The following is an 18,964-nucleotide window of genomic DNA, read 5'->3' on the forward strand; positions in this document are numbered from 1 at the left end:
CTTGGAACTCCTGACCATGCATACCATGAACCGTCTTGCCGCCGCCATCGTGCTGGCGTTTTCCAGCATCACCGTGCCGGCGCTGGCTTTTGACGCTGCCCCCGTCGTTGCCGCCGCACCGGCACCTGCGCCCGCCTTCGATCTTGAGCGCGACGTCGCCACCGCTTTGAAAGTGTTCGACGTGCCCGGCATGGCGATCGCCATCGTCAAGGACGGTAAAGTCGTCACCGCCAGGGGCTTTGGCGTGCGTAAACTCGGCGAACCGGCGGCCGTCGACGCGCAGACCCTGTTCGAAGTGGCCTCGAACTCGAAAGGCTTCACGGCCGCCGCGCTGGCCATGCTGGTCGACGATGGCAAGCTGGCCTGGGACGATCCCGTCACCAAGCACCTGCCAGGCTTCCAGATGCACGATTCCTACGTGACGGGCGCCATGACCGTGCGTGATCTGCTGACGCATCGCAGCGGCCTGGGCTTGGGCGCCGGCGACTTGTTGTGGTGGCCGACCACCACCTTCAGCACCGACGAGATCATCGAGAAGCTGCGCTACATCCGTCCGGCCACGAGTTTTCGCAACAGCTATGCCTACGATAACCTGCTGTACATCGTGGCCGGCAAGATCATCGCCGACAAGGCGGGGAAAAGCTGGGGTGAGGCCATGCATGAACGCATCCTGGCGCCGCTGGGCATGACGGGCACCACCACCAGCCTGGCTGAAAATGCGGGCAAGTCCGACGTCGCCAGTGCGCACAGCAAGATCGACGGCAAGATCGCCGCTGTCAAATCGATGCCCGTGCCGAACGCCGTGGGCGCCGTCGGCATCAACACGAATGCGGAAGATATCGCCAAGTGGATGATGGTGCTGCTCGATGGCGGCAAGATCGCCGGCGTGAAGGACAAGGATGGCAAGGACGCGCGTCTGTTCAGCGAAAAGCAGGGCCGCGAAATGTGGACGGCGCAAACGCCGATCAAGATTTCCGAGCCAAAGCCGGCGCTGGCCGCGACGAAACCGAATTTCAGCGCGTATGGCCTGGGCTTCCAGTTGCGCGACTACAAGGGCATGAAAGTGGCCATGCACGGCGGCGCGCTGCAGGGATTTTATTCGCGCGTGGTGATGGTGCCGGAAGCGAAACTGGGCGTGGCCATTCTGACCAATGCGGAAAATGGCGGTTCCATGACGGCGCTGCAATGGCGCATCCTCGACCATTACCTGCAGGCGGCACCGTCGGACTGGCTGGCCCTGGTGGCCAAGGTGGAACAGGATCAGCATGCGGAGGAAGTGAAAAAGCAGGGCAAGGCGTCGAGCGCGCGCGCGGCGAAATCGCAGCCATCGTTGCCGCTGGCGGCGTACGATGGCGAGTATGAAGATGCCTGGTATGGCAAAGTCGTGATCAAGCCGGAAGGGAAAAAACACATCCTCAGCTTCACGCGCACGCCGGACCTGACGGGCGAGCTGGAACACTGGCAGCACGACACCTTCATCGTGCGCTGGAAAGAGCGCAATTTCAACGCCGACGCCTACGTGACGTTCTCGCTCAATCCCGACGGCAGCATCGACCGGGTGAAGATGGCGCCCGTGTCGGCCGAGACGGATTTCAGCTACGACTTCCAGGATCTGAGCCTGGTGCCGGTGAAGCAGAAGGAAGTAAAGAAATAAGGTATCGATACAAGAACCGCAGCCTGTGCTGCGGTTTTTTTTCGCCTGTTTCCATGCAAATGCACGGCAGGAGGGCGGCGGGCCAGTTTTTATTCCATGAAATGGGATGAAAAAGAAACGTTATCTTGTTTTCTTGTTTGCGTATTTATTAACTTTTCAAGGTGTTACTATTTCCGTGCGCCATGAAATTCGTCTCTCGACAGGCAGTTTCTGGCGGCTGGCGTCTTTGTCTTCCAGTGGTTTTATATAACAACTCAACTCTTTGGGAACGGGATAAAAATGATCAATGTGAAAAAAGCCGTATTTGTCTTTTGCGCCGCCGTCGGTTTTGCCGGCGCCATCAGTTCCAGCGCTTATGCCTTGCCTTCGCGTGAAGCGTGTGAAGAAGCCCGCGACTCCTGTCTCGCCAACGGCAATGAAAACGATTGTGCTCTGGTGAAACGCCTGTGCGGCGTGTACGGCATCCACGTGTAGGCATCACCTCAGTTGGCGGCGCGCCAGGCAGGCGCACCGCCTGTCAGTCGCTATGGCTTGACGAACTTCAGGGTCATGCGGTCGCTCTCGCCGATGGCCGTGTATTTGGCACGGTCCACATCCTTGTTGGCGTAGGTGGGCGGCAGCGCCCACACGCCGCCCTGATGGTCTGCCGTGTCTTTCGGATTGGCGTTGATGTCCGATTTGCCCGCCAGTTTGAAACCTGCACCTTCGGCCAGCTTGATCACATACGCTTCGTGCATGTAGCCGCTGCTGGCCGTGGCATCTTGCGCCTTGTTCGCCGGCAGGCGGTGCTCGACGACGCCAAATACGCCGCCCGGTTTCAGGCTGTCATACACTTCCTTGAACAGGGTCTGCATGCCCGCTTCGCCGATCGGTATCCAGTTGTGGATATTGCGGAAGGTGAGCACCATGTCGGCCGTGCCCTTGGGCGCGATGCGGTAGGTGGTCGGTGGCGCGAAGGCGCCGATCTCCACCCTGCCGAAAGCGGCCGGATTGGCGTCGAGTTTTTGCTGGAAGCGCGCCGCGCCGCGGCGCGCGTTTTCGCTGGCGGATTGAGGATCGTTGCCGGCGGCGATCAGCTTGCCGTTGTCGCGCAGGTAGGGCGCCAGGATTTCCGTGTACCAGCCGCTGCCAGGCGCCAGTTCCACCACCGTCATGGTCGGCTTGATGCCGAAAAACGTCAGCGTTTCATACGGGTGGCGGGCGCTGTCGCGCAGCGCGTTGGCCGGCGTGCGCGCGCTGCCGGCGATGGCTGCCTTCAGGGCCGCGTCGCCCGCCTCGGCGGCCAGGGCCGCACCGCTGCCGCCACAGGCCAGCATGACCGTCAGGGCCGTGGCCAGGGATACTCGCTTCATCATCATATGCTCCATGCGTGATTGGATCGGTTGGTCAATTGGTGGCGATCGCCATCAACGCCGATCATCGGTCAAGCACGCAGGCCGGTCAAGCGGATTCAGTCCCCCATGCGGCGGCATACGCGGGCATCTCGCTGGTGTTGAGCGCATCGGCGACGGCCGCGCCACGGCCGTGTGTAAACGGCAGCTCGCCCGTCCAGACGGCATGCGCCATGTCGTCCGCGTCGTCGAGCGGGCCGCCCTTGCGCTGCTTGATGGCGCATTCGTCGAGCGCGATGCGCAGCACGGTGGTGGCCGCGTATTCCTTGGCGCTGCCGCCGCGCACGTGCGCCAGGCGTCCCGGCGCCAGCTTCTCCATCAACGCATCCATCGCCGCATGCTGCTGGCCGATGTCGCTGACTTTTTCAAACTGCCCGTACACCATCGCCGAGCGGTAGTTCATCGTATGATTGAAGGCGGAGCGCGCCAGTACCAGGCCGTCGAGATGGGTCACCGTCACGCAGACGCCCGTATCGCGCAGCAGCTGCTTGAGCATGCGGCTGCCGTTCGAGCCATGGATGTACAGGTGGCCACCAATGCGCCAGCAGGCGGTCGGGATGCAATGGTTTCCGTGCTCGTCCTGGAAAGCGATATGGCATAGATAGGCGGCGTCGAGGATGTCGTACAGGCTGGCTTGCTCGTAGCTGGCCAGTTCGGCGACGCGGCGCACGCGGGTACGGGGGCTGGGGGGCAGGGCGGTAGCGGTCATGGCGGAAATCCCGTTGGTTGAAGAAGCAGGCCGCACTATAATCGGCATCTGGCCCTGAAAAAAGATCCAGAGCCGATAAATAATATAGAGCCACGCTTGAAGGACGTATATGGATTTTGCTTTGCTGCTCAGTGCATTCGAGCGCACGCACCGCGAGCGGGGCTGGCCGCGCCAGCGCCTGCTGCATGAATGCCTGCGCGCGGCGATCCGCGGCGGCCAGCTGGCGCCCGGCACGCGGCTGGCCGCCACGCGCGTGCTGGCGGTCGAATTGGGCCTGGCACGCAATACCGTGCTGTACGCCTATGAGCAATTGGCCAGCGAAGGGTTTGTCTTGCCGGACCGGCGCGGCACCGTCGTCGCTGGCAGCGCCGGGGTGCCGGTGGTATCGTCAGTGAGCGGTGGCCATGATGGCTTGTCGCGCCGCGCCCGGCATTTGCGTGGCGTGGCGGGACAGGATGTGAATGCGGCGCTGGTGTTTCCCGCCGATGCCATGGGCGCATTCGCGCCTGGCGTGCCGGCGCTCGATGAATTTCCGCTGGCGCAGTGGCGGCGCATGCTGGACCGCGCGTGGCGCGCGCTGACGCCGCGCCAGCTCAATTACGGCGATCCGGCCGGCGAGCCGCAGCTGCGCATGGCCATCGCCGAGCATTTGCGCGCCGCGCGCGGCGTCGTCTGCGATGCGGGCCAGGTGTTCATCACGGACGGCACGCAAAGCAGCCTCGATGTTTGCCTGCGCGCCTTTGCCGACCAGGGCGACACCTTGTGGATCGAGCATCCCGGCTATGGCGGCGCGCTGGCGGCGGGCCGTGGCGCCGGCTTGCAGGTGGCTGGCATCGCCGTCGACATGGACGGTATCGCGCCGACGGATGACGACTGGCGCGACACGCCGCCGCGCCTGATCTACACGACGCCGTCGCACCAGTATCCGACGGGCAGCGTGCTCAGTCCCGCGCGCCGCATGGCGCTGCTTGAACGCGCGCGCGCGGTCGGCGCCCTGATCATCGAAGACGATTACGACAGCGAATTTCGCCATGGCGGTCCACCCCTGGCCGCGATGCAGGGACTGGTGGCCGACGCGCCCGTCGTGTACCTTGGGACCTTCAGCAAGACCATGTTTCCCGCCTTGCGCATCGCCTTTATCGTCGTGCCGGCCGCGTTGGCCGGCGCCTTCGCGCAGATGCAGGCGCAGGGCGCCGCGCGGGGCCGCGTGGCCGAGCAGCTGGCGCTGGCCGACTTCCTGCGCAGCGGCCTGTTTGCGCGCCACGTGCGCCGCATGCGCAGGCTGTATTGCCAGCGCCGCGACGCCTTGGGCGAGGCGCTGCAGCGCCATGCGTGCGGCGGCGCGGCCATTCATGGCGGCACGGCTGGCATGCACCTGGCGCTGCGTTTTCACGATCGCGCATGGGATGACCTGGCGCTGAGCCGCAGCGCCGCGCAGGACGGCTTCGTGGCGCTGGCGCTGTCTGCGCATGGCACGGGCGAGGGGGCGGGCTGGAACGGTTTCCTGCTCGGTTATGCCCAGGTGCCGGCCGAGAACATGGATGGCCTGGCGCGCCGCCTGGGCGGGCTGCTGCCGGCGTGATGCAACTACCCTATTGCTGGTCCTGCATCCACTGCTTCAAGCCGTTGACCCAGTTCTTGGCCGGCAGGTTGAACTGCTTCCTGATGGTGGCGGCGCGCTCGTATAGCTCGCTGAAGTCGAGCGATGGCGATTTTTTGAAAGCGAGAACGACGATGTTTTCATCTTCCATTTCCGGCACCCAGACGACGGCGTCGAAGACCAGTTCCATCGCCTGCAAATTCTTGTCGTAGTTGGGGAAGTCGCCGAAGACATTCGTGCACATGATGCCGTCGTCCGTCAGGCAGTCGTGGCAAGCCTGGTAGAACTCGGGGGTGTCGAGCACGGGGCCGCGCGCGTCTTCGTCATACAGGTCCACTTGCAGCGCGTCGACCGTGCCGTGGTTGGCCGGATCGAGCACGAAGTCGAGCGCATTCATTTCACGCACGTCGAGGCGCGCGTCGTTCGGCGGCAGCGCGAACTGGGCGCCGCAGATGGCGATCACGTTCGGATTGAGTTCGATGGCCGTGACCGTGGCATCGGGGAAGCGGCGGTAGCTGAATTTGGTCAGCGCGGCGCTGCCCAGACCCAGCTGCACGATGCGTTTGGGCTGCGTCTTGAACAGCATCCACATCATCATCATCTGCACGTATTCGAGCTCGATGGCGTCGGGCTTGTCCAGGCGCATGGCGCCCTGTACCCATTTGGTCCCCAGGTGCAGGTAGCGGATGCCGCGGTGTTCTGTGGTGGTGGCAGGCGGGTGGCCCGGGTGGCTGAAAGCGGTATGGGTGGTGGAGGTAAAGTCGGTCGTCATGGCGCCAGTTTAGCAGCCGGCCGAAAAAAAGACGCCGCAGCGTCTTTTTGGGGGAGAGCTCAAGATTGCTTGCGGCGGCGCGCCAGGAAGCCCAGTACGCCCAGCCCGGCCAGCAGCATGCCATACGTTTCCGGTTCAGGAACGGGGGCCAGGTTCAGGTTGAAGGTGCCGCCATAGCTGCCGCCATTGCTGTTGCCCATGACGGTGAGAACCATCGGACCGTTGAATAGCAGGCTGGTTTGCGCCAGCACCTCGCCCTGGGCATAGCCGAAGACGGTGGGTCCGCCAAAGCCCGTCAGCGCGATGCCGTTCAGGTTGGCGCCGCTGAAGTTGATGGAGGCCGCATCGCTTCCCGTGACCGACAGGTTGGCCAGGAAGGCTTGCGCGGTCGAGCCGAAAGTGGCGTCGGGAGTGAAGGTGAACGTATCGGTAAAGCCGCCGAGCGGAGTGGGCGTGGCGTTGAAGCCGCCCGTCCACAGGTCGCCAGTGGTGTTGGTCAGGTCCACGTTGTACGCTGTTGCCTGGGCTACGCCGATGGAAGCCGCGCTCAAGAGTGCTACTGCGATGAGTGATTTCAGTTTCATTTTTATCCCCGCGAAAAAACGATTGATGTTTCAAAAAAACCGTGCCGCTCAGATAAATTATCGCCAGGACATTTCATTGTCAATGAGCTATTTTTATATCATTATGCAAACTTAAATAGCTTATTTCTAACACACGGGCATGGCGCTCGCGATGTTGCAATATTAAAAACTCTAATTATCAATATAATACTGAAAAATAATTGCCCAGCGTGTGATGAAAAAATCGTTACACCAGTAACTAATTTCTGTCCAGCAAGGGAAGAATCAAGGTCACCGCCAGGCCGCCGTCCTCGCGGTTGGCCAGCGTGATGCGCCCGCCATGGGCTTCGGCGATTTCGCGCGCCAGGGCCAGGCCCAGTCCCGTGCCGCTGCGCTTGGTGGAATAGAACGGCACCAGCGCGTTTTCCAGCACGGCGCCGCTCATGCCCGGGCCGCGGTCGCGCACTTCGATGCGCAGCTGCCCTTGCGCCTGGCTGACGTGCAGGCCGATATGCTGGAGCTTGGAGCCGGACTCCAGCGCGTTCTTGAGCAGGTTCAGCAGTGCCTGCTGCATTTGCGCCGCATCGAACACGGCCGCCTGCGCGGGTGGCGGGCCGTCGAGCGTGAAGGCCGCCTGCGATGCCAGGCTGTCGAGGAAAGGCTGCCACTCGCACGGCGCCAGGCGCGGCGCGGGCAGCTTGGCAAAGCGCGCATAGCCGAGGATGAAGGTTTCCAGGTGGCGCGTGCGCTCCTCGATGGTGGCGAGGATTTGCGGCAGGCGTTCCGTCTGGCCGCGGCGTACCAGCTCGGCGCCGGAATGGGCCAGCGAGGCCAGAGGCGCCAGCGAGTTGTTGAGTTCATGGCTGATGACGCGGATGACTTTTTTCCAGGTCTGCACTTCCTGGCGGCGCAGTTCCAGGGTCAGCTGGCGCAACAGCAGCAGTTCGTGCTTGCGCCCGTTCAGGCTGAAGCTGCGCCGCGCCAGGTGATACACCTCTTCCTGTTCCCCCTCGCCGCTGGTAAACAGGCCGTCGTTGCGGCGCGCCAGCGCTTCGGCCAGGGCCGGTGCCGCCTGCTGCACGATGTCGGCCAGGTGATGCCCTTCGAGCCGGCGCCCCTGATGCAGCAACTGGCGCGCGGCCAGGTTGGCGTAGACGATGGCGCTGCCCTCGGCCACCAGCAGCATGGCCACCGGCGTGTTTTGCACCATGGTGTCGAGCAGCAGTTCGCGCTGCACCAGGTCCAGGCGCTGTTTGCGCAGCACGTCGCCGAGCGCGTTGTGGGCCGCCACCAGGTCGGCCAGTTCATCGTTCTGCTGCCAGCGCAAGCTGAAGCCGAAGTCGCCGTCCTGGTAGCTGGCGACCGTTCCGCTCAAGGCGCGAAACAGCGACAGCATCGATTGCAGCTGCGCGCGGATGGTAATGACGGCCACCGGCAGCACGCACAGCAGGGTACCCGCCAGCACCAGCAGCGGCTGGTCGGGTAAAAAATGCGCGAGCAGCAGGGCGATGACGATGCCCAGCACCAGCAGGGTGATGATCAGCGCCGTCCAGCGCGTGAGCAGGGAGAGACGCATGGGGCGGTAGGCCATCAGCCGCGCGCGATGCCCAGGCGTTCCATGCGCCGGTACAGCGCCTGGCGCGACAGCCCCTTTCCTGCGCCGCCTGCGCCACCACGCCGTGCGCGCGCGCGAGCGCCGCGGCGACGCTGTCGCGGTCCGGCTCCGTCACGGCAGCATCCTGCGGCGCGCGCAGCGACGGCATACCGGCCAGCGGCAAGCCCGTCTCCTGCGCGCCGATCACCGGACCGGCCGTCAGCAGGCTGGCGCGCTGCATGACGTTTTTCAGTTCGCGCACATTGCCCGGCCAGCCATGCGCCAGCAGGGTGGCCTCGGCCTGGGCGTCCAGGGTTTTTTCACTGCCCAGGAAATGCCGCGCCAGCACCAGGATGTCAAGCGGGCGCTGGGCCAGCGGCGGCAGGCGCAGTTCGATCACGTTCAGGCGGTAGAACAGGTCTTCGCGAAACGTGCCGGCCTTGATCATCGCCGGCAGGTCGGCGTTGCTGGCGCTGATGACGCGTACTTTCACCTGCCGCTCGCGGTTCGAGCCGAGGCGCTCGAAGCGTCCCGTTTCCAGCACGCGCAGCAGTTTCATTTGACCGGCCAGCGGCAGGTTGCCGATCTCGTCGAGGAACAAGGTGCCGCCGTCGGCCGCATCGAACTTGCCGTCGCGCGCGCGCGTGATGCCCGTGTAGGCGCCCGCTTCGGCGCCGAACAGTTCCGCCTCGATCAGCTCGACCGGCACGGCGCCGCAATTGAGCACGACGAAGGGGCCGCTGGCAACGTGGGAATTGGCTTGCACGATGGCGGCGATGCGTTCCTTGCCGCTGCCGTTCGGCCCCGAAATGAGCACGGCCACGTCGGCCCGCGCCACCTGGCACGCCAGGTGCACGACTCTTTCCGTGGCCGGGTCTTGCCACACCATGCCGCGCAAGTCGAAGTCGTGCTCCAGGGTGTGGCGCTGGCGCTGCTCGGCCACCACGCGCTGGCGCAGCGCGCGGTTGGCCTGTCCCAGTTCCAGCAGGTTCTGCACGGAAGCGATCAGGCGCCGGTCATCCCACGGCTTGGCCAGGTAATCGGCCGCACCGGACTTGATCAGGTCGACGGCCGCATCGAGCTGGGTCCATGCCGTCAGCAGGATCACGGGCAGGTCCGGGTGGCGCGCGCGGATGGCGTGGAACAGCGCGCTGCCTTCCTCGCCCGAGGTGGTGTCGGCAGTGAAGTTCATGTCCTGCACCACCAGGTCGATGGCGTGGCGTTCGAGCAGCTGCAGGCCTTCCTCGGGCGAGGCGGCGCGCACGGCGTCGATCTCGTGCAAGGAGAACAGCACGTCCAGCGCGATGGCCACGGCGGCATTGTCGTCAATAATCAGTACGGTAGGCATGCGCGCAGCATATCACTCAGGTGCCGGCTCAGGTACTGCGGGTGGCAGTGGCCGGCGAAATACTGGCCGCGCGCCAGGCCGGGCCGTACACGGCGCCCACGCCCAGCAGCCAGAACACGAGCGCGCCGGCCAGCAGATAGCCGGGTGGCAGGCGCGCCATTTCCAGCTGGCTCACCAGCAGCTGGTTCAAGCCCAATCCCAGCAGCACGCCGCACGCCACGCCGACGCTGGTGATCATGAAATTCTCGGTCAGGAAGTAGCGCAGGATGTCGATGCGGCGCGCACCGAGTGCACGGCGTACCCCGATCTGCTTGCGCCGCTGCGTCACCCACAGGCTGGCGATGCCGACGATGCCGCTGGCCGTCACCAGCAGCAGCAGGGTCGATACGGAGATCAGCATCCATGACAAGCCCTGGTCGGCCCGGTAGCGCGCCTTGCGATGCTGTTCCAGGGTGTCGGTGGTGACCAGCAGCCGGTCCGTGCTGGAGGTGCGGATGGCCTGTTCCGCCTCCTGCATCAGGCGGTCACGCTGGCCAGGTTCTGCCCGCACGGCGTACAGCAGCAGTCCACGCCCGCCCGTCAGGCGCGCCGGCAGCAGCGCCGAGTATTCGCCACGGGGCTTGGTTTGCGCTCCCTGGGTCTGCAGCCGCTCGACGACGCCCACCACGCGCAGTTCCGGGTCGTCCGAGCCGGTGCCCTGGTACAAGGTCTTGCCGACAAAGCTGGCCTCGCCGGGCCAGATCTTTTGCGCCGCCGCCCGCGTCAGTATCAGCACCTTGGGCGAGCTCTCGTCGACGTCTTCGTTGATTTCGGGCACCTCGTCGGGCTGGAAATCGCGCCCTTCGACCAATTGCAAACCATACGTTCTGATCAGCGAATCGGGACTGACATAGGTGGACACTTCGGCGCTGGCCGAGGCCTGGCCGCGCTTGGCCGACACGCTGGTGGAGTGGCCTGAGCGCGACAGCACCGCCTGTGACGTTTGCGCCACCGACATCACGCCCGGCAGTGCGCGCAGCAGTGCCGCCTGGCGCTTCTGTTCGGCGAGCTGGCGCTCATGGCTGCCTCGGTTGAGGTTCTGGATATTGACGTAAAAAACGTCGTTTTCAGCGGCCACGCCGCTGGGCCGCGCGGCGACGGCCTGGCGTACGTTGACGATATACAGGGCGTTGGCCAGGATGGCCAGGCTGATCGCGACCTGCACGGCCACCAGGACGGCGCCGGTTTTGCTGCGCATCAGCGCCGACAGGATGGGACGGATTTCCATGCTGGACCTCATGTAGGGTAAAGGATGTTCATTGGGATTTGAGCTGGATAGCCGGCGTCACCTGGCAGGCGCGCCAGGTGGGCAACAGGCCGGCCATCAGGGCCGCCAGCACCGACATGGCAAACGTCAGCAACAGCATCGGTACATCCATGTGCGCGACGGTGCCCAGGTCCTCGGACTGCCGGCTGACCACGGCCAGCGCGCCAAGCGCCAGCAGCAAGCCCAGTACGCCGCCGGCTAGGCCGATCACGCCGCTTTCGATCAGGAACTGGCGGAAGATGTCGCGCCGCGTGGCGCCCAGCGCGCGGCGGATGCCCACCTCGCTGGCGCGCACGGAAAACTTCGCCAGCAGCAGGCCGATGGTATTGACCAGGCATAGCAGCAGAAAGCCGAAGGCCAGCCAGGCTGCCAGCTTGTTGTCGTTGTCGACTACCTGCAAAAAGCTCATCCACTCGTTCAGGTCGTACAGGCTGTTCGGCGCGTTGCGCTTCATGCGTCCCAGCTTGCGCTGCTCGCCCGCATAGGCGTCCAGGTACTGCTGCAGCTGGCCACGCTCACCACTGCTGGCCATCTCGAACCAGAACTGCAGCCAGGTGCAGCCCGACGCGAGCCTGCCCTGGTAGCCGGGTGCGTTATTGTCGCCGTTGCAGCTCATGCCGCCATCGTGCTCGGTTTCGTGACGGATGGCGCTGGCAAACGGAATGAAAAATTCATCCTCCGGGCCGAATGCGCCCTTGCTGCCGATAATGTGATGGGCGCGTGGCACCACGTCCCAGGTGGCCAGCACGCCCGTCACCATGTAGGGCCGGCCCAGCACCGTGACACGCTGGCCGACCGGATTGCTGCTGCCGACCAGCTTTTCGGACAGCGCGCGGCTCAGCACGATCACATCGGCGCCGCTGGCGTCGTCGGCTTCGCTCCATGGCTGGCCGTACAGGAACGTCGGCTCGAACATGGCAAAGAAGTCGCGCGTGGGCGCCATGCCCTGCGCATTGAAGACGCCGATATCCTTGCGCAAGGGCTCGACCGGGCCGGCCACGCCGTACATCACGGTGCGGCGCACGCCCACTTTGCTGGCCATGAAATTGCGCGCGTCGATATAGCTCATCTGGGATTGCGCGAAGCTGGGTTTGTCGCCGGGCACGTAGCCTTTGACGGGCAGGATGTCGATCATCGGCACGAACAGGCGGTCGCTCTTGTGCGGCAGCGGATCGCCCGACATGGCGTGCAGGATGGTGACGGTGGACACGCTGGCGGCCACGCCGACGGCCAGGGTCAGCACCATCAGCGCCGTCAGGGCGCGGTTGCGGCGCAGGCTGCGCAGGCCCAGCGTGAAATAGTAGCGGAACATGGTCTCTCCTTACGCTGTCACGGGGTGCTGCGGCTTGGCCGACAGCGTGGCGCGGTGCTGCACCAGGTCCGACACCTGGCCGTCGATGATGTGCACATTGCGCTGGCTGCGCAGCGCCAGTTCCGGATCGTGCGTGACCATCAGGATGGTGGTGCCTTGCGCGTTGATTTCTTCCAGCAGTTCCATCACGCCGCGCGCCATCTGCGTATCGAGGTTGCCCGTCGGTTCATCGGCCAGCAGCAGCTTGGGCGAGCCGGCCAGCGCGCGCGCGATCGCCACGCGCTGCTGCTGTCCGCCCGACAATTCGGCCGGATAATGCTTCATGCGCGACGCCAGGCCGACCTTGGCCAGTGCTTCCTCGATGCGCTCCTTGCGCTCGGCGCGGTTGAAGCCCCGGTAGCGCAGCGGCACGTCGACATTGTCGAACAGCGACAGGTCGGGAATCAAGTTAAAACCCTGGAAGATGAAGCCCAGCTTTTCATTGCGCAGGCGCGAGCGGGCATTGTCGTCCATGCCCCTGACGTTGACGCCTTCGAGGATGTATTCGCCGTCCGTGAATTCCTCGAGCAGGCCGGCGATGTTCAGGAAGCTTGTCTTGCCTGAGCCGGACGGCCCCGTGACGGTGACGAATTCACCTTGTCGCACATGGATGTCGAAGCCGCGCAGGGCGTGGGTTTCGATCATGTGGGTGCGGTAGACTTTGCTCAGGTTTTGCATGCGCAACATGGAGGGCCTCTCAGGATATAAGTTGAATGATGTGTCAGTTAAGCGAGACGCGGGCAGCGTTCTCGAAGTTTTCCGTGCCGGCGACGACCACCTTGTCGCCCAGCTTCAGGCCGTCGAGGATTTCCACTGCCGCGACGCTGGTCGCACCCAGTTTGATCGGTGTGCGCGTCGCCACGCCGTCGCGCACGACGTAGGCGAAACGGCCGCCTTCGGCTTCGACGAAGGAGCCGCGCGCCAGCATCAGCACATTCGGTTTTTCATCGATCAGCAGGCGCGCCGCCACGCGCTGGTTCTGGCGCAGGCCGGCCGGTTGCGCGCCATCGAAACGCACGCGCGCCAGCACCTGGTTTTTGACCACTTCGGGCGACAGCGCCGACAGCTTGCCGGTCGCCTTGATGACGCCCGTTTCGATCTCGGCGCGCATGCCCAGGCCGATGTCGGCCACATAGGTTTCAGGCACCTCGAGTTCGACTTCCAGCTGCGACAGGTCGACCAAGGTCATCAAAGCCGTATTGGCTTGCACCACGCTGCGGTTGGCCACCGACAGGGTACCGATAAAGCCGTTGACGGGCGCGCGCACGGTCAGCTCGTCGACCCGGCGCTGAGCGTTGTCGCGGCTCAGGCGCTGGCGTTCGAGTTCATTGCTTTTTGTTTTCAGGGCCAGCGTCACGTCTTCGCTTTCCAGTCCTGCCGCCTGCGAAGCGTGCTTGCTGCGGATATCGGCCGAATTCAAGGCATCCTTGGCCTTCTGGTAATCGATCTTGGCGATGATGCCTACCTGCGCCACGCTTTCGTAGCGTTCGAGCGTGCGCTGTGCGGACAGGCGCTCGATTTCGGCCGTATCGGCTTCGCGCCGCGCCAGCAGCTTCTGCTTCTTGGCCAGGATCTGCTGGCGCGCCACTTCCGCCTCCAGCTGCTGCACGCTCGATTGTTCGCGCTTGAGGGCGTCGGACAGGTCCGGCGACTCCAGCACGGCCAGGATATCGCCCTTTTTCACCGTGTCGCCCGCCTTGGCTTTCAGCGTGACGGTGGCCACGGTGGTCGAATACAGGGTCGGGCTGATCGAGGCGACCACGCGGCCAGTGACGGCCGCGTCGCGGATCAGGGTGCCGCGCGTGACCTCGGCGATGCGCAGGCGGTTGCTGTTGACGGAATGCTCGCTGCTGCGCCAGCCGGCAACGACAGCGATGGCGCCGCCGATGACGATGACGGCTCCAGCCAGCAGCAGGGCGCGTTGCTTGTGGCGCTGGCCCGGCGGGGCGGACAGTACGGCGTCTTGGGAGGAAGTATCGCGGATCATGGTCATGTCTCGTGAAGGATGTCGTTTCCAGTGCACGATCCATGCCAGTTGTTAAGTCATTGATTTGAATGGTAAAAAAATTTGGCGTCCGGTTGTCCGCCGTGTCCGCGCTGTCCAGCGTGTCCGCGGGCGCCGCATTGTCGCGGCGTTTGCGCATGGATCTTGATATTCTGGCAATCGACCTGATCTGCGGCACAGGCAGTGATGGCGCGCGGCGCCATGCTGGCCCTTTTTTGGAGCATGATGTCGCCTTCGCCCTCTCTTTTTGCCCGCCTGCGTCCCTGGTTGCGCCAGTTTGCCAGCCTGCCCGAACCGCCGGAACTCGATTATCCATTTGCCGCCAGCGACATCGCCATGCTGCAGCGCATCGACGGTGGTGTGCCTCAGCTCGATATCCAGACGTGGAATGAAATGCTGCTGGATGCCTACCATGCGCAACTGGCCACGCAGACCAGCATTCTTGGCCAGCAGCGCTTGCATCAGCGCCTGGCCAGCGGCACGGCGGACGCCGCATCGTGTGCGCGTATCGAGGCCTTGCTGGCCGCGCCGGCACAGCAGGCGGTGATCGAGCAAGCCATGCTGCTGCTGCGCACGGCAGACGTGGAAGTGGCTGCGCTGCTGTGTGGTGCCGCGCCGCCCGCGCCGCCGTGGTGGAGCCGCTGGCTGCTGCTACCGCCGTTGGCGCTGTTGGCATCGCTGCTGACTGCGTGGCTGTTTGCGCCGCTGGCATGGGCCGTCGCGGTGGCCGTCTGGTTCTCGCTGATGGCGTTGCAGATGCGTTTTTACGAGCGTTGCAAGCCGTGGGAGCGCAGCGTCTTTACCTTGCAGCAGATACTGCTGGTGCATGGCCGTCTGGGGGCGCTCGATACGGCATTCACGGCGGAGCTGCGAGAAGGCGGACGGGCTGCCGGCGTGATCAGTCGGCAGATTACGCCAGTGCGCTGGATCAAGATGGTTCCCTTGCTGAGCGAATATGACGACTGGCTCATGTTGGGCAATATCCGGCGCTATTTTCACAGCCTGCGCGTGGTGCGGCGCGAACGCGCCTTCCTGCGCCAGAGTTTCCTGCTGTTGGCCGACCTGGAGGCGGACCTGGCCCTGGCGCGCCATCTGCGCGGTCGCGAAGAGTTTTGCTGGGCGCAGGAAAGCGATGCGCGGCAGTTGTCGCTCGATGCCATGGTGCATCCGCTGCTGGCAGGTGCCAAGCCCCTGTCGCTGCGGCTCGATGGCCGCGGCGCGTTCATTTCGGGGCAGAATGCGGTGGGAAAAAGTACCCTGTTGCGCGGCGTGGGGCTCAATCTGATCAGTGCGCGGGCTTTCGGCTTTTGTTATGCGCAGGCGGCCCTGGTGCCCATGCTGCCCTTGTATTCGAGCATGCAGAATGAAGACTCGCTCGATGGCGGCGAAAGTTTGTATATCGCCGAATTGCGGCGCGCGCGCGAATTGCTGGCGCTGGCCGAGAAGGGCGCGCCGGCGCTGTTCCTGATCGATGAAATTTTCCGCGGCACGAACCACCTTGAATCCGTGGCGGCCGCGGCCGCCGTGTTGCACAGCCTGGCCGCAGACCACCTGGTGATCGTCTCGTCGCACAACCTGGTGCTGGGGCCGCTGCTGGAAGACTGCCTGGCGCCGTGGTGCGTGCGCCGCGATGACGCCGGTGCGCTGCTGCTGGCGCCCGGCGTGCTGCAAGCGACGAATGGCATCGCCTTGCTGGCACAGCGCGGTTTTGACGCCGGCATCGCGGACAAGGCGGGGCGCGTCTTCGACTGGCTCAGCACGCATATGGCGCAACCGGCCGATTGCGGCGGCGTGCTCGAACGGGCCTGAGGGCCGGGCTTACTTTTCCTGCTTTTCGGGCGTGCTCTTGTCGATCACTTCGCGGCAATCGCCGCGGATGATGGCGTTGTCGTAGTTGGTCCAGCCATAGCTGTCGACGTAGCGCTTGTGCTGCTTGAAGCGGGGGCTGGCGATGCTCCATTCGGGCTGTTCGCCGGCAAAGCGGATGTCGCCCAGGTCAAGCAGGGTGTGGAACATGTTTTCCGTCGACAGGCGGGCCTTTTGATGGCGCCGCAGCTGCGTCACCTTGTCCGGATAGTGCTGCTGGAATTGCGGCGAATACCAGACGAAGGCGGGTACGTGGAATTCGAACTGCGTGTTGTGGCCGTGGAAGGCCAGGCGGCAGGTGCCGTCGTACAGCGTTTGGCCGTGATCGGCCACGTAGACGAGCGAGCTGCGCAGGGCGGTGCGCTGGCCGTCGTCCTTCAGCATGCCGATCACGTTCGACAGGAACCAGTCCGTGTACAGGATGGAACTGTCGTAGCTGTTGTTCAACTGCGGCTTGATGGCCGTGTCCGTGTAGACAGGCTTGTCGACGCCGAACAGCGACGGCTGCCACTTGTCGAACGCCTTCGGATAGCGCTGGCTGTAGTTCCAGTGGCTGCCCAGGGTGTGCAGCACGATGAGTTTTTTCGGTGCCGGGTCGGCCAGCGCGTTCTTGAACGGGTCGAACAGGATCTGGTCGAAGTTCGAATTGTTGGTGAAGCCGCCCAGGTTCAGGAATTGCACCACGTCCGCTTCCTTGGCAAACACGGACACGGGCGTATCGAACTGGCCGAACGAGATCTGGTTCGACAGCCAGTAGGTCTTGAAGCCCGCTTCCTTGTAGGCGGTGAGGAAGGATTTTTCCGAGAAACCATCCTTGAGGCTTTGCGTGGCCGGTTTGCGCGAGATGATGACGGGCACGGACAGCCGCGTGGCTGAAACGGCCGTGATGACGTCGGCCAGCGGCACTAGGTTGCTTTCCTGTTTCAGCAGGGGATTGGTATCGCGCTCGTAACCGTTCAGGCTCCAGCGGTCGTAGCGCGACGATTCGCCGATCACCATGACCACCACTTCCGGATGGGGATCGGGCTGTTGCTGGTGCGCGCCGAAACGGAAGCTGCTGCTTTTCTGTCCCAGTTCGGCCAGGTACCGGCGTTCTTTATAGAAGTCGAAGCCGCGCGCGGCCAGGCCGAAGGGCCAGGAATTGCTGACGGTGTCGAAGGCGTAGGGCAGGCGAGCCCAATGAGGCAGGCTGGGCCAGCCCAGGCCCGTCTCGTCGGCGCCGGCGATGCTGGCGTTCTCCGGCTTGCTGCTTTCCTCGTCTTCCTCGGCCGTGTCGTCGTCGGCCGAACTGGCGTCGCCGAAGCCTGAGGCGCCCGCCTTGCCGCTGGCCGCCGGTTGACTGGCCTTGGCTGATGCTGGGGCGCTGTGCAGGACTTTGGCGTCGAAACCGAATTCGTAGCCATACCACCAGAAGCCGCCCAGCAGGAGCAGCAGCACGAAGGCGGCCGGGCGCGTCTTGCCGCGCCAGTCGAGGTTGCGCGTGCGGGTGGCCGCATACCAGCTGAGCGCGCACCAGGCGATCACGCCCAGCATGACTGCGCCCATCAGCCAGACCTTTTGTCCGAGGAATTCCATTGCTTCCTTGGGGCTGGTTTCGAAGATGATCCCCAGGTGGTGCGTGGAAATGCCCTGGCCATAGAAGATGAACAGGTAGATTTCTGTCGGCAGGGCGAGGAAGGCCGGCACCAGCAGCCAGTGGAAGTAGGCGGGACGCTTGAACACGCTCCAGACGGCCAGCCAGGCCAGCAGCTCGAAGGTGAGCATCTGCCAGGGATGCTCGGGCGCACGCCCCAGCAGCGCGGGGACGAAAGGCACGGCCGTCAGCAAGGCATACGTCAGGAGCAGGAACAGATTGGCGGGGCGAAGCAAGGAGCGCATAAGGGGAGGGCAGCGAAAAATGTCCGCTATTATCAATCCTTTTGTTGTCTTGCGGTCATACAAGAATGTGCGCGCCCGATGCTTGGTTGCAGGGAAAGAATGCCAAATCATCAAGCGCCGCGAGGTGCCGGCGTCCGCGTGCTGCGGTCAAAGATTAGTCAAAATGCCACAAAAGTCGCGCTTTTTTGCCTTTTTTTATAGCAAAAAGCGGTAAACCGATTGACCCCCTGTAACACAAGGTCTAAACTAGCGAGTTCTCGATTTTATTCTGCTCATCGTTTACGTATTGCTTGGCATTTCATGGCCGCTCCTTATCGAGTGGCTGCGGGCGCCTCCGGTGCGCAGTAGATGAAAGCGGGACGAGGTTTTAGTCGCCGGGCATCTTGCCCGGGTTATTAATCGTAGTTTTTTGTTGGATTTATAACGATGCCAACCATCAATCAATTGATTCGCAATCCACGCGTCGCTTTGACCGTGAAGAGCAAATCGCCGGCGCTGGAAAACAGCCCGCAAAAACGTGGCGTCTGCACACGTGTTTACACCACGACTCCAAAGAAGCCTAACTCGGCTCTGCGTAAAGTCGCGAAAGTTCGTCTGACCAATGGTTTCGAAGTCATTTCGTACATTGGCGGTGAAGGCCATAACCTGCAAGAGCATAGTGTTGTGCTGTTGCGCGGCGGCCGCGTCAAGGATTTGCCGGGTGTGCGTTACCACATGGTTCGCGGTGCCCTGGATACCCAAGGCGTTAAAGACCGTAAGCAATCGCGTTCGAAGTACGGTACCAAGCGCGCTAAAGCAGGCAAGAAGTAATAAGTTGTACGCAGCAAACCCAAGTTTCGCTCAGTGGCAACTAGCTAAGTGAATGTAGTCGACCGCATCTGGTCGAGTAAGTGGAAGACTATGATGGTCGTCCGCGAGTGTGCGAAG

General features: G+C 63.6%; 15 protein-coding genes and 1 pseudogene. 5 read left to right on the forward strand and 11 right to left on the reverse strand.

Annotation, left to right across the window (positions count from 1 at the left end):
• The first annotated feature begins 16 nt into the window (after positions 1 to 16).
• Both SJI03_RS07120 and SJI03_RS07125 read left to right on the forward strand, forming a co-directional pair.
• Positions 17 to 1,654 (forward strand): serine hydrolase, encoded by a 1,638-nt coding sequence (locus tag SJI03_RS07120; protein ID WP_322426677.1) that lies wholly within the window; start codon positions 17 to 19, stop codon positions 1,652 to 1,654.
• Positions 1,655 to 1,933: 279 nt separating this feature from the next.
• The gene (locus SJI03_RS07125) at positions 1,934 to 2,128 is read left to right on the forward strand and encodes a hypothetical protein (RefSeq protein ID WP_219310361.1); all 195 of its coding nucleotides are present in this window, start codon (positions 1,934 to 1,936) and stop codon (positions 2,126 to 2,128) included.
• 50 nt (positions 2,129 to 2,178) lie between these two features.
• On the opposite strand, the gene SJI03_RS07130 is transcribed toward SJI03_RS07125, so the two are convergent.
• Both SJI03_RS07130 and SJI03_RS07135 read right to left on the reverse strand, forming a co-directional pair.
• The gene (locus tag SJI03_RS07130; protein ID WP_322426678.1) at positions 2,179 to 3,006 is read right to left on the reverse strand and encodes a methyltransferase; all 828 of its coding nucleotides are present in this window, start codon (positions 3,004 to 3,006) and stop codon (positions 2,179 to 2,181) included.
• 88 nt (positions 3,007 to 3,094) lie between these two features.
• Positions 3,095 to 3,754, reverse strand: coding sequence for a pyridoxamine 5'-phosphate oxidase family protein (locus SJI03_RS07135; protein WP_322426679.1), 660 nt, complete (start codon positions 3,752 to 3,754; stop codon positions 3,095 to 3,097).
• A 109-nt stretch (positions 3,755 to 3,863) separates the two neighbouring features.
• Here SJI03_RS07135 and SJI03_RS07140 point away from each other — a divergent pair, with 109 nt between their 5' ends.
• Positions 3,864 to 5,336 (forward strand): PLP-dependent aminotransferase family protein, encoded by a 1,473-nt coding sequence (locus tag SJI03_RS07140; protein WP_322426680.1) that lies wholly within the window; start codon positions 3,864 to 3,866, stop codon positions 5,334 to 5,336.
• Between the two features lie 10 nt (positions 5,337 to 5,346).
• On the opposite strand, the gene SJI03_RS07145 is transcribed toward SJI03_RS07140, so the two are convergent.
• From SJI03_RS07145 to SJI03_RS07180, 8 genes and pseudogenes are all read right to left on the reverse strand, one after another.
• Positions 5,347 to 6,126, reverse strand: a complete 780-nt coding sequence (locus SJI03_RS07145; RefSeq protein ID WP_322426681.1) for a spermidine synthase — start codon at positions 6,124 to 6,126, stop codon at positions 5,347 to 5,349.
• 59 nt (positions 6,127 to 6,185) lie between these two features.
• Positions 6,186 to 6,710 (reverse strand): FxDxF family PEP-CTERM protein, encoded by a 525-nt coding sequence (locus tag SJI03_RS07150; RefSeq protein WP_099380518.1) that lies wholly within the window; start codon positions 6,708 to 6,710, stop codon positions 6,186 to 6,188.
• A 238-nt stretch (positions 6,711 to 6,948) separates the two neighbouring features.
• Entirely contained in the window at positions 6,949 to 8,265 is a 1,317-nt protein-coding gene (locus tag SJI03_RS07155) for a sensor histidine kinase (protein WP_322426682.1), read from the reverse strand.
• Positions 8,266 to 8,716: 451 nt separating this feature from the next.
• Positions 8,717 to 9,631 (reverse strand): annotated as a pseudogene (locus SJI03_RS07160) (sigma-54-dependent transcriptional regulator); the annotation flags it as partial.
• Between the two features lie 28 nt (positions 9,632 to 9,659).
• Positions 9,660 to 10,898 (reverse strand): ABC transporter permease, encoded by a 1,239-nt coding sequence (locus tag SJI03_RS07165; protein ID WP_099380515.1) that lies wholly within the window; start codon positions 10,896 to 10,898, stop codon positions 9,660 to 9,662.
• 28 nt (positions 10,899 to 10,926) lie between these two features.
• Complete coding sequence (locus SJI03_RS07170; protein ID WP_099380514.1) at positions 10,927 to 12,249, reverse strand: ABC transporter permease; 1,323 nt, start codon at positions 12,247 to 12,249, stop codon at positions 10,927 to 10,929.
• Between the two features lie 9 nt (positions 12,250 to 12,258).
• Positions 12,259 to 12,975: an ABC transporter ATP-binding protein gene (locus tag SJI03_RS07175; RefSeq protein WP_322426683.1), complete on the reverse strand. Its 717-nt coding sequence runs from the start codon at positions 12,973 to 12,975 to the stop codon at positions 12,259 to 12,261.
• Between the two features lie 34 nt (positions 12,976 to 13,009).
• Positions 13,010 to 14,275 carry an efflux RND transporter periplasmic adaptor subunit gene (locus SJI03_RS07180; protein WP_322426684.1) on the reverse strand — a complete coding sequence of 422 codons (1,266 nt, stop codon included), beginning with the start codon at positions 14,273 to 14,275 and terminating at the stop codon, positions 13,010 to 13,012.
• A gap of 219 nt (positions 14,276 to 14,494) precedes the next feature.
• Here SJI03_RS07180 and SJI03_RS07185 point away from each other — a divergent pair, with 219 nt between their 5' ends.
• Complete coding sequence (locus SJI03_RS07185) at positions 14,495 to 16,102, forward strand: MutS-related protein (RefSeq protein WP_322426685.1); 1,608 nt, start codon at positions 14,495 to 14,497, stop codon at positions 16,100 to 16,102.
• A gap of 9 nt (positions 16,103 to 16,111) precedes the next feature.
• On the opposite strand, the gene SJI03_RS07190 is transcribed toward SJI03_RS07185, so the two are convergent.
• Complete coding sequence (locus SJI03_RS07190) at positions 16,112 to 18,037, reverse strand: phosphoethanolamine transferase (protein ID WP_158301372.1); 1,926 nt, start codon at positions 18,035 to 18,037, stop codon at positions 16,112 to 16,114.
• A gap of 426 nt (positions 18,038 to 18,463) precedes the next feature.
• On the opposite strand from SJI03_RS07190, the gene rpsL reads away from it, so the two are divergent.
• Positions 18,464 to 18,847, forward strand: coding sequence for a 30S ribosomal protein S12 (gene rpsL / locus SJI03_RS07195; protein WP_010394376.1), 384 nt, complete (start codon positions 18,464 to 18,466; stop codon positions 18,845 to 18,847).
• Positions 18,848 to 18,964 lie beyond the last annotated feature (117 nt).

The organism is Janthinobacterium sp. GMG1, from assembly GCF_034427795.1.
GTDB lineage: Bacteria > Pseudomonadota > Gammaproteobacteria > Burkholderiales > Burkholderiaceae_D > Janthinobacterium.